At 33.7% G+C, this 11,868-nt stretch carries 12 protein-coding genes and 1 other annotated feature; all 12 genes read right to left on the minus strand.

Annotation, left to right across the window (positions count from 1 at the left end; all coding sequences use genetic code 11):
- Positions 1–36: 36 nt before the first annotated feature.
- The 12 genes from FS935_RS06555 to spoIIGA all read right to left on the minus strand — a co-directional run bounded on the left by FS935_RS06555 (position 37) and on the right by spoIIGA (position 11,363).
- Positions 37–360 carry a TraR/DksA family transcriptional regulator gene (locus tag FS935_RS06555; RefSeq protein WP_146947092.1) on the minus strand — a complete coding sequence of 108 codons (324 nt, stop codon included), beginning with the start codon at positions 358–360 and terminating at the stop codon, positions 37–39.
- A gap of 447 nt (positions 361–807) precedes the next feature.
- The gene (gene ileS / locus FS935_RS06560; RefSeq protein ID WP_146946779.1) at positions 808–3,570 is read right to left on the minus strand and encodes an isoleucine--tRNA ligase; all 2,763 of its coding nucleotides are present in this window, start codon (positions 3,568–3,570) and stop codon (positions 808–810) included.
- Between the two features lie 111 nt (positions 3,571–3,681).
- Positions 3,682–3,909 (minus strand) — a binding site (T-box leader).
- An 84-nt stretch (positions 3,910–3,993) separates the two neighbouring features.
- Complete coding sequence (locus FS935_RS06565; RefSeq protein ID WP_146946780.1) at positions 3,994–4,500, minus strand: DivIVA domain-containing protein; 507 nt, start codon at positions 4,498–4,500, stop codon at positions 3,994–3,996.
- Positions 4,501–4,792: 292 nt separating this feature from the next.
- On the minus strand, positions 4,793–5,569 hold the full coding sequence (locus FS935_RS06570; protein ID WP_146946781.1) for a YlmH family RNA-binding protein: 777 nt from the start codon (positions 5,567–5,569) through the stop codon (positions 4,793–4,795).
- A gap of 331 nt (positions 5,570–5,900) precedes the next feature.
- Positions 5,901–6,164 (minus strand): YggT family protein, encoded by a 264-nt coding sequence (locus FS935_RS06575; protein ID WP_146946782.1) that lies wholly within the window; start codon positions 6,162–6,164, stop codon positions 5,901–5,903.
- A 6-nt stretch (positions 6,165–6,170) separates the two neighbouring features.
- Positions 6,171–6,617 (minus strand): cell division protein SepF, encoded by a 447-nt coding sequence (locus FS935_RS06580; RefSeq protein ID WP_146946783.1) that lies wholly within the window; start codon positions 6,615–6,617, stop codon positions 6,171–6,173.
- A gap of 2 nt (positions 6,618–6,619) precedes the next feature.
- On the minus strand, positions 6,620–7,306 hold the full coding sequence (locus FS935_RS06585) for a YggS family pyridoxal phosphate-dependent enzyme (RefSeq protein ID WP_146946784.1): 687 nt from the start codon (positions 7,304–7,306) through the stop codon (positions 6,620–6,622).
- Between the two features lie 8 nt (positions 7,307–7,314).
- Positions 7,315–8,142: a peptidoglycan editing factor PgeF gene (pgeF, locus tag FS935_RS06590; RefSeq protein ID WP_146947094.1), complete on the minus strand. Its 828-nt coding sequence runs from the start codon at positions 8,140–8,142 to the stop codon at positions 7,315–7,317.
- A 93-nt stretch (positions 8,143–8,235) separates the two neighbouring features.
- Positions 8,236–8,490: a YlmC/YmxH family sporulation protein gene (locus FS935_RS06595; protein WP_146946785.1), complete on the minus strand. Its 255-nt coding sequence runs from the start codon at positions 8,488–8,490 to the stop codon at positions 8,236–8,238.
- Positions 8,491–8,735: 245 nt separating this feature from the next.
- Positions 8,736–9,557, minus strand: a complete 822-nt coding sequence (gene sigG, locus FS935_RS06600; RefSeq protein ID WP_193559353.1) for an RNA polymerase sporulation sigma factor SigG — start codon at positions 9,555–9,557, stop codon at positions 8,736–8,738.
- Between the two features lie 102 nt (positions 9,558–9,659).
- Complete coding sequence (sigE, locus tag FS935_RS06605; RefSeq protein WP_146946787.1) at positions 9,660–10,379, minus strand: RNA polymerase sporulation sigma factor SigE; 720 nt, start codon at positions 10,377–10,379, stop codon at positions 9,660–9,662.
- A gap of 54 nt (positions 10,380–10,433) precedes the next feature.
- Positions 10,434–11,363 (minus strand): sigma-E processing peptidase SpoIIGA, encoded by a 930-nt coding sequence (gene spoIIGA, locus FS935_RS06610; protein WP_146946788.1) that lies wholly within the window; start codon positions 11,361–11,363, stop codon positions 10,434–10,436.
- Positions 11,364–11,868 lie beyond the last annotated feature (505 nt).

The following is an 11,868-nucleotide window of genomic DNA, read 5'->3' on the forward strand; positions in this document are numbered from 1 at the left end:
AATTTGAGTCAAAACATAAAGGCAGCTAAACTATAATTAGAAGTCACTGCCTGTAATATAGGTCTCTTCATGATGATAATCATATTGAGGGAGAGTTTTTCTTTCATATAATTCCTGGAAAAAGAAATCAAATTTAGTTCTTGCTGTTGGGAGTATCCTTAATTTTTCAAAGGGAATTTCTTCACCCGTTTCTTCACAGTAACCATAAATCCCTTTATCAATCTTCATTAAGGCACGCTCTACATCTTGAAGTTCTTCTTTAATATGATGCATTAAGGTATGACTTTTCCCTTGATAATCACTATAAGTCATATCAAACAAACTGTGATCAAAAAGCCTAGTTCGCAGTTCTTCTTTCATCACTTGTAATTCATATTGAATCCCAGAAAATTTATTCAAGATGGACAACTCCTTATCCTTCTCATGGTGTAAGATTATTCTTTCCTGAAAAAACTAAACTCACCCTATTAAGAATTTTCCTGTGATTGAAATGGTTGTTAATGTGTATGATAAATTTGGTGAATGAATATTTTTTACCCAACCTCACTTATCTTCAAACATTTTTAATTAAAATTAGGCGGATATCACGTTTCTTATTTAATTTAAGTTATTGTCTCTTTTAATTGTTTTCATATACTAATTGAGGAACTACCTCAGAAAAATCTACTTTGCCGCTGTATGATTTTAAATAGTACCTTTTTAGAAAATAAAAACATTGTTCTTACGCATGTTCACAACCATTTAGCAACATGCTTTAACCAAAGCAAAAAAACAGCCAATCTATAAAGAGTGGCTGTTTTTTACTAATTAATAATGCTCACTAACAATTGAAGCACATCGTTTACAAAGTGTTGGATGAGATTCCACTTTACCTACTTCTGGTGTTACGATCCAACAACGATCACAAGTTTCTCCATCAGCTGAAGTAATCGTAATTTTAACAGCATCAAAAGCTTGAGCATTGTCAGGTGCTTCATTATAATCACCTGCAAGATTAAAGCCTGATACGATAAATAGTTGTTTCAAATCTTCCTCAACTGATTCAAGTAGTGCCTTAGTTTCTTTATTAGGATATAGGGCAATGCTTGCAGTTAGAGATTTTCCGATAATTTTTTCATTTCGCGCAACCTCTAATGCCTTTAATACATCATCACGTAATAACATGAACGCATCCCACTTTTTCTCTAACTCAGAACTTTGAGGATAATCCTTCACCTCAGGCATATCTACTAACTGAACGCTAGCTTCAGTAACAGAATCAATTTGCTCCCATACTTCATCAGCTGTATGAGGGAGAATAGGTGTTACTAGTTTTACTAATGACATAAGTGTTTCATAAAGAACTGTTTGAATTGCACGACGTTCATTATTTTCTTTAGATTCAATATATAAAACATCTTTTGCGAAATCTAAATAAAATGAGCTTAATTCAATTGTACAGAAATTGTGTACTGCATGATAAATTGCTGCAAATTCATAGTTTTCATAAGAATCTTTAACACGTTTTGTTAAGTTGTTCAGTTTCACAAGCATATAACGATCAACATCACGTAAGTTTTCCAGGTTAACTGAATCTGTAGCAGGATTAAAATCAGCTAAGTTTCCTAACAAGAATCGGAATGTGTTTCGAATTTTACGATATACCTCTGCAACTTGTTTTAAGATTGCATCAGAAACTCTTACATCTGCTTGATAATCTACAGATGCTACCCATAAGCGAAGAATGTCTCCACCTAATTGTTTCATAACTTTAGCAGGTATAACAGTATTACCAATTGATTTACTCATTTTACGACCTTCTCCATCAAGAGCAAATCCATGACTTAATACACCTTTATACGGTGCTACACCAGTTACAGCAACTGCTGTTGATAATGAAGAGTTAAACCATCCACGATATTGATCTGATCCCTCTAAATATAAATCTGCAGGTCTTTGAAGGTCATCTCTTTCTAATAAGACTGCTTGGTGTGAAGATCCAGAATCAAACCATACATCCATGATATCTTGTTCTTTCGTAAATTTACCATTAGGACTTCCTTCATGTGTAAAGCCTTCTGGTAAAAGATCATTAGCTTCACGCTCGAACCAAACGTTAGATCCATGTTCTCTGAACAAGTTTGATACATGCTCAATTGTTTCATCCGTTATAATTGGTTCATTGTTTTCAGCATAAAATACAGGGATAGGTACACCCCATGCACGTTGACGGGAAATACACCAATCTCCACGATCACGAACCATATTGTATAGCCTTGTTTCTCCCCATGCAGGCACCCATTTCGTTTCATTTACAGCTTTTAAAAGGTCCTCACGGAAATCTTTTATAGATGCAAACCATTGTGCTGTAGCACGGAAGATAGTAGGCTTTTTTGTTCTCCAATCATGTGGATAAGAATGTGTAATAAATTGAAGCTTTAATAAAGCTCCAACCTCTTGAAGCTTTTCTGTAATTGGCTTATTAGCTTCATCATAGAAAATGCCTTCAAAACCAACAGCCTCTTTTGTCATATATCCTTTAGCATCAACAGGGCATAATACATCTAAACCATATTGTTGACCAACAATAAAATCATCTTCCCCATGTCCAGGAGCTGTATGAACACATCCAGTACCACCATCACTTGTTACATGCTCACCTAGCATTACCAGTGATTCACGATCATAAATAGGATGCTTTGCAACTACATTGTCTAGCTCAGCTCCTTTAATTGTACGATCAATCTCATAAGACTCCCAACCAATTGTTTCAGCGACTGCCTTTACAAGGTCAGAAGCTACTAAAAACTTGTCACCATCAGCAGCAACTACACTGTATTCAAGTTCAGGATGAACAGAGATTCCTAAATTAGCTGGTATTGTCCAAGGAGTTGTTGTCCAAATAATAATTTTTTCATCATTTGATAATACACCTTTACCATCTTGAATTGGGAAAGCTACGTATATAGATGGTGATCGTTTGTCAGCATATTCGATTTCTGCTTCAGCTAAAGCAGATTCACTTGAAGGAGACCAATAAACTGGTTTTAACCCTTTATAAATATAGCCTTTTTTCGCCATCTCACCGAATACTTTGATTTGTTGAGCTTCATATGCAGGATCTAATGTTACGTATGGATTTTCCCAATCACCGCGAACACCAAGACGCTTAAATTGCTCTCTTTGACCATTAATTTGCTCCCAAGCATATTCTTCACAAAGCTTACGAAACTCAGCAACTGACATTTCTTTTCTTTTCACTTTTTTATTTTTTGTTAATGCTGTTTCAATTGGCAAACCATGTGTATCCCAACCTGGAACATATGGAGCACAAAAACCACTCATTGATTTGTAACGAACAATAAAATCTTTTAAAATTTTATTTAATGCATGCCCCATATGAATGTCACCATTTGCGTATGGTGGTCCATCATGTAATACGAAAAGTGGTCGATTCTTCGTACGTTCTTGAACTTGTTTGTATATATTCATTTCTTCCCATTTTTCTTGCATTAATGGCTCTCTGTTCGGTAAATTTCCACGCATAGGAAATTCAGTTTTAGGCATTAAAAGAGTATCTTTATAATCCATGCTTAATCCTCCAGTATAATTTAGTGAAAAAATATTAAGTGATCTGACCTTGATTCCGTTGAAAGTATTAGGGATTTTATTGTTAAAAACGCAAAAAAACCTTCACATCCCTCAAGGGACGAGAAGGTTTCTCGCGGTACCACCCTATTAGATTAATAATAAAATTAATCCACTCAAGCATTCTTAACGTGAATGAAACGCCATATCCTACTAACAAATTAGGTTTCAGTATGGAACTCGAGGGTGATCTTCACCCTGTATACTTATCTCGAGCTCACACCATCCTCGATTCGCTTAATAAGTTATATACAGGAATACTATCCCTTTCAACATTTATTATATAAGGTTATAAAAACTTGATCTCTTCATAAAAACTTCTCTATGTTTTCGTATTATATGCGATAAAAAAACAAAAAGTCAAGTTTAGCTTTTAGCTTCTTCTGTTTCACCAAATATTGGCTCTACTTCATATTCCATTAAATGATCCCAATCATCATTTTTAAGTAAATCCAATTGAGCTTCTATTAACATTTGGAAACGAGTTCTAAATACTTTAGATTGTTTTTTAAGTTCTTCAATCTCAATTGCAATTTTTCTAGATTTTGATAAAGATTCATTAATAATGCGGTCAGCATTTTTCTCAGCTTCTTTAATAATAAGCTTAGATTCTTTCTGAGCATTACGCTTAACATCTTCTCCAGCTTCTTGAGCGATAATAATTGATTTATTCAGAGTCTCTTCAATATTAGTGAAGTGATTTAATTTTTCTGTTAATTCAGAGACACGAGCTTCCAATTCTTTCTTATCACGAATGACCATTTCATAGTCTTTAATAACCTGATCTAAAAATTCGTTTACTTCATCTTCATCATATCCACGAAATCCTTTGTTGAATTCCTTGTTATGGATATCTAACGGTGTTAAAGGCATGGATGCCACCTCCAATATGTAGTTAAATAGTTAATCCTTGACAACATTATAAATCATATTTCGACAGTTATGTTGAAAAAACCTTTAATTTCTTATTTTTATTTCGTTTTCTCTCTATTTAGTATAAAGGATCTGTTAAAATTTGTTGTTGATTTCCGTTACAGGCATTCGCTTTCCCGCTTCTCTAAGCAGGAGTCTCATTTATTACGGACAATCAACAAAGTGCTAAAAACAACATTAATCTGTAACATAGCCATTATAAAAAACAATCCTCTATATGTGAAAACTATATTTATTTCTGTTTTTCAACAATAATCCGGAAACGATCTTTCTTTGTTTTACCTTCAATAGATGCTAATTTACTTCGACCATATCCTCTTATTGAAATGGTATCTCCCTCTTGGCATTCAAATGATGTAGAATCGACTACCTTCCAATTCACCTTTACTAATTCATTAGTGATAAGTGGCTGAATTTTCTGCCTTGAAATATTATAGATAGCAGCTCCAACTACATCTAACCTTAAAGATGAAACGGTTGTAATGAGTTCCTGAATCTCATCCTCATGTGGAATAAGTTCATTTAGAGATTTCTGTTTAAGGTTAATTTTAGAGCGACCCACTTCATTAAAGTTCATATTCAAATAATCAGATATCTCATCAGCACATATAATCTGTACACTATCTTGATAAAACCGGATATCACCAAATTTAGAGCGTTTAAGCCCTAGACTCATTAGTGAGCCTAAAACTTGTCTATGACTTAAAGTAATAAATTTACTAGCATATTGTACTTCAAAAAGAGATAAATGAAAGTCTTCCTGACTAGGCTCAAAATAATCAGGATACAACAGAGCTCTTTTTCGCTCTGTTTCATGAACTCCACCAAGAAATGAAACCTTCACTTCTGCATTTTCTCCAATAACCGATGAAACAATCTCCTGCTCACGAGGATCTAGAAAATCTGTTAATTTCGGACTATATTGCATAAGGACATTTTCTTTCCATTCAACAACCTGGTCAATAAAATGATGTTCTTCACCACGAAAATGTTGATAAATATGATTCATATAAACACTCCACTTAAAATTAACTCGAGTTTAATTTTATTTAAGCATATTTTTGTGCTTTTTAAACTTTAGGTTTTAGATTTATATAATAGGCTCTGTTAAATTTTGTTGTTGATTTCCGTTACAGGCATTCGCTTTCCCGGGAAAAAATGCAGTTCGTTTTTTCCTAGGTCCGGGAGCCTCCTCGGCGCTAGCGCCTGTGGGGTCTCCCTTTGACACGCTTCTCTAAGCAGGAGTCTCATGCCTTTCACTCCAATCAACAAAGTGCTAAAAATCAACATTAAGCTATAACATAGCTATATAATAAAAAAGAGGGACCTTATATAGTCCCTTAGCCTATCATATTAAAAATTGAAGCCACTCCATATTGAGCAAACATTAAAGCCAAAATTGCTACAATTGGTGAAAGATCAATCATTCCTAGTGGCGGTATAATTTTACGAAAAGGTTCGAGGTATGGCTCTACTATTTTTGCTAGTAATCCACCAAAGCTTGACTCTCTGGCACCCGGGAACCATGATAATAAAATGTATACGATTATCGCATAGGAATAGATCGATAACACTGTACTAATAATACTGTATAAAAAATCCATGTTTGTTTACCACCTTTGATGTTCTTCTTCTGATACTAACTCTGAAATTGATCCTGTTACGTCAACATTATCGGGTGTACAAAGAAAAATATTCATTCCAACTCGTTGAATATCTCCACCGATTGCATAAACTGTTCCACTTAGGAAATCGACAATTCTTTTAGCTTGGTCTCTTTGAATGCTTTGAAGATTAACGACAACAGCTTTACGATTTTTTAATTGATCTGCTATTTCCTGTGCTTCAGCATAAACTCTAGGTTCACTTAAAACAACTTTAGATGATTTCTGTACACTTTGCAAACTAACCACATTATGTTTATGATTTTGAGGTTGCTGTTTTTGTGGTAATGCTTGCTGTTGACTTTCATACTCATTTTCTTGTTCTTCTTCAATATATTCATATTCTTCATCTTCTAATGCAAAAAAACTTTTAAATCTGTTTTTAATTGACATTTTTATACACCTCCATTTTCATTTCCAACAAGTGAAGTGCCAATTCTTATATAAGTTGCTCCTTCTTCAATGGCGATTTCATAGTCATTAGACATTCCCATTGAAAGTTCCTTACAAGGTGCTGAATGTAGCTGTAAGGCTTGTACATCTAGTTGGCATTTTTTTAATAAAGCAAAGCATTGACGGATTCGTGTCGTATCATCTGTATAAGGTGCCATTGTCATTAATCCCACAACTTCAATATTAGAATATATAGCTAACTCTATAATAAAACCTTCAAGCTCTTCGGGTTTACAGCCATGTTTTGACTCTTCCCCGGAAACATTAACCTGTACAAAACATTTTACCGGTTTCACAGCTCTCTTATTTATTTCTTTAGCAAGTGAAAGTCGATCTAAAGAATGTATGTAGTCAACTTTGTCCAGGATGTTTTTTACTTTTCTTGTTTGAAGGGAACCAATAAAATGCCATATTGCTTTATCACCAATCTCATGATACTTTTCACTTAAGCCTTCATCTCTGTTTTCACCTAGATGAAACACTCCAGCTTCAACAGCATCTCTAGCACGTTGTACACTAACATACTTTGTAACAGCAACGACTTGTATTTCATCTGAATTACGCCCAGTTCGCTCACAAATGCTTTTAATATCATTTCTTATTTTATTGAAATTCGCTTGAACATCCATAATAATTGTTAAGCCTCCTCATTAATACCAATAAAGCTTAACATTCTACCAGTTTTCCCGTTATCTCTTCGATGTGAGAAATAAAGCTCAGCTTCACAACTAGTACATTGTTTTGAAACCAAAATATTTTCTTCTTTTATTCCTGCATGAAGTAGCAGATTTTTGTTAAGCTTTTTTAAGTCTAATTTATATTTCCCGGTTGTTAACGTTTCATATGGCTTTGAATACACTTCAAGAACTTCACTATCTATTGCTGAAATAACTCGTTCATCAACTGTGTAACAGCAAAATCCAATAGATGGACCAATTGCAACTAGTATCTCATTACGAGGAATCTCTTCATCAGCACTCCAGCAATTTATCATTTCACCTGCAATATTTTGAACAGTTCCTTTCCACCCCGCATGTGCAAGTCCTACTAATTGTTTCTCCGGATGAAAAAAGTAGATAGGTACACAATCTGCAAAACAAAGTGATAGCATGATTCCTGTTTGGTTTGTATAAATAGCATCACAATTTACCATACCATCAGAATATTTTAGTGTACCTCTTCCACTGTGTTGTTTTGTAACCTTTTGAATGTTATTAGAATGTGTCTGTTCAGCAAATACCCAAGCTTCTAAAGGAACATTTAATTTTTCCGCCATTCTATTTCTATTGTTTATAACAGCCTGATGATGATCATGCACATGTAACCCAAGATTTAAGGAACAAAAATCTCCAGTACTCTCTCCACCATTTTTTGTTGTAAAACCGACCTTCAGTCTATTATCTTTTTTATTCCACGAATCTAAAGTCAAGTATGATTCATCTCTGTGCAAAAAAGGCTCTGCTATCATCTTGCTCAACCCTCATTTTCGACATTTATTACATAACGATCGACTTTATTTTACCACATCTTGCCGATAAGGTTTAGCATGAAAGTGAATTTATTCATCTTGGACTTCAATTTGTCGATTCATTCGGACTAAAATGACATCTTCACCTATCTTTACTATATTTCGCCATGGAATGACGAATTCCTCGTCTTTACCAAAAAAACCAAGCATTCTACCTTGACAACTAATAATAATTGCTTGTATTTTACCAGTTGTAACATTTATATCAAAATCATCAATATTCCCCATTTTCTTTCCGTCAGAAACGTTAACAACATCTTTTGTTTGAAAATCTGAGATATACATATAAAAATCCCCCTTTAGTCTTTAACTTGGATTTATTAACGATTTCTTTGATTTATTTCATTATTAATGATCAATGTCCAAACTACTCTTATTTATATGTATGTTAGGAAGGGGTAAAAAAATTCGAATGGTTTTATATTTTTCTTTTACCATGATGTTTAATATGATTTAGACATTAATATTCAACGATCTGACTTATATCATTCCTATGTAAAAAAAGAAAAGACTACTTTAAAAAAGTAGCCTCAATTTTGAATATTTTTATTCATTTGTTTTATTGCAGCTTTTTCTAAACGAGAAACTTGAGCTTGTGAGATACCAATTTCTTCAGCAACTTCCATTTGCGTTTTCCCTTGAAAAAATCGTTTTCGAAGAATCAATTTTTCACGACTATTCAAGCGCCTCATGCCCTCTTTTAATGCTAATTCTTCAATCCATTGAATGTCACGATTTTTTTCATCACTTAACTGATCCATGACAAAGATTGGATCTCCTCCATCATTATAGATAGGCTCAAATAATGAAACTGGATCTTGAATGGCATCTAATGCAAAAACAATCTCTTCGTGCGGTACATCTAACACCTTCGAAATTTCTTCTGCAGTAGGTTCTCTCGACGTTTCACTCATAAGACGTTCTCTAACTTGGAGAGCCTTATATGCGATATCTCTTAAGGAACGAGACACGCGGATTGGGTTGTTATCTCTTAAGTATCTTCGTATTTCTCCGATAATCATCGGTACAGCATATGTTGAAAATTTGACATTCTGGCCTAAGTCAAAATTATCGATTGATTTCATTAATCCTATACAGCCAACTTGAAACAAATCGTCAACAAATTCTCCTCTGTTGTTAAAACGCTGGATAACGCTAAGTACCAATCTTAAGTTGCCATTCACCAGCTCTTCTCTTGCTGATATGTCTCCGCTTTGCATCTGCTTAAAAAGTTCCCTCATTTTCTCATTCTTAAGAACTGGAAGTTTTGAGGTATCAACCCCACAGATTTCAACTTTATTTCTTGTCACCTTTTTCCCTCCTAACAGGAGTTGCTGTACAGAGTTAAGTATCTCCTCGAGTGGAAAAAATATGCACAAGCTATAAAAGTTAGGTGGGGGTAATAACCTCTAATTAATTGATATTATAGGCATTATCAAGTTAAAAAAATTTTTTTAAACCATTTTGTTGAATTCTTTTTGTAATCTTTTGATAATTCTCTTTTCTAGTCTTGAAATATAGGATTGAGAGATACCAAGCATATCCGCTACGTCTTTTTGTGTTTTTTCTTCTCCGCCAAGTAAACCGAACCGAAGCTCCATAATTTGCTTCTCCCGATCATTAAGCTGGTGAAGAGCCTTCATTAACAATTTCCGATCTACATTTGCTTCAAGATCTTTCGTAATGATGTCATCTTCTGTACCCATTACATCTGATAATAATAACTCGTTTCCATCCCAATCAATATTTAACGGTTCATCAAAAGAGACTTCTGACCTCAGTTTATTGTTTCTTCTTAAATACATAAGAATTTCATTTTCAATACATCTTGAAGCATATGTTGCTAACTTGATTTTTTTCTCTGGATTGAATGTATTTACAGCCTTTATTAATCCGATAGTACCAATGCTAATTAAATCCTCAATATTAATTCCTGTATTTTCAAATTTTCGAGCTATATAAACAACTAATCGTAAATTACGCTCAATTAAGATGGATCTTGCTGCTTGGTCACCACTAGGTAACTTTTGTAGTAATACTTCCTCTTCATCTTTTGATAGGGGTGGTGGTAGAGCTTCACTACCACCGATGTAATAGACCTCATCGGTTTTAATCCCTAGTTTAATTAATAGCTTATACCATAAATAAGTTAGATGTAATTTTAATTTTTTCATTTTCCTCCCCCTTCTAAAATAAAAGAATCAGAGTAAGATAGAAATATGTGATTATTAAGATACATTCTTAATTGATTGACCTTGAAGCATTTTCGGATGAACAATACACGAATACTCATCTTCTGAAGAGAGCTTTGTTCTATTTAAGCCAACAATCGTTTTTTGCACCTTAATTTTCTCATCTTTTGTTTCTATCCACACTTCATCAGGTTTAAATCCCAGCAAAAATTGATGATCAGTTCCAATAACACGATAAGGTATAATTCGCACTCGATGTTCCCATGGATGACTTTCGCTAGATTCACTTATCGATTTCATAACATCATCCTGTAAAGCCATTTCAATTAACTGTTTTGGTATGTAATCTTGTACCATCAATGTGTCAATAATCATCACTGGACTTCTTGTAATAGGATCTACAAGCTGATTTCCACTATCAATCAAACCATTTAAAGTGAATTGAATTGCATCTACTTTAATCGTAACAGTTACCAGTTGTTCAAAATGAATCTTCTTTGCTTCTATACCTTCTAGACGCTTTCTTGAAAAAACCCAAACAACAGGAAATCCAATTAAAATAAATATCCAGCTTATCGGATGTCCAAAACCATTTGAATTTGTCATTAAGATCCCGTCTAAATAATTAACTTCTGACTGTAGAAAATAATGTGCACCTATCATTCCACCACCTACCATAAAAGTGACAAAATAGAAAGTTAACAATCCATGAAAGTAATAGCTAAAACGTTTAAAACCAAACGCTATTAAAACCATAAAGATTGAAATGATCATTTTGCCAACTGGGTGTGTAGCAACAAATGCTAAAGGTGTAAACATCATTAATACAATACTTGAGCCCAGTAGAGAAGCTAGAAAAATCCTAAATTTAAATACTTTTCTTTTTAAGGTAATTGCTGTTAGAAGAAGTAAAAACAAATCAAAGGAAAAGTTCAAGAGCCAAATAACGTCTAAGTAAATAGACATTTGTTACTCCTTTCCCCTATGTAAGATAATAGGTCCTACTCATTTACTAATAGCTTCGTTTTGTTGTTGACGTTTGCTTGCTAACAAGGAAAGCCTAGTTCCTTTACCTTGAACTATCTGTGACTCTTCACTTTCCACTTACAATGGATTTTTTCCAACAATAGTTACCCGTAATGACACAGATTCGGCATATATCAACAGGTGATTTAACAAAGCTTTTTCTTTAAATCGAATCAATTTAAGAACCTGTTAGCAACTAGTATAAATCTTCATAGACAGGAAGTCTGTCAATTACTGCCGATAAAGTGTAAGTATTTTTGCAAGATTATTAGAATTTTTGTCGAGTTAGCATAAAAGGGAAAAATCTTTTCTTAGTTATTTATTTTTAATACCACATCCTCTCTTTTAACTTACAATAAAATATTCTTTCGTAAATTTTGATCATTTCACTCTGCCTTGAATCAATAGTTTGGTAGATTCATATCCATCTTTTCTGCTTCCTTTA

The organism is Metabacillus litoralis (assembly GCF_007994985.1).
GTDB lineage: Bacteria > Bacillota > Bacilli > Bacillales > Bacillaceae > Metabacillus > Metabacillus litoralis.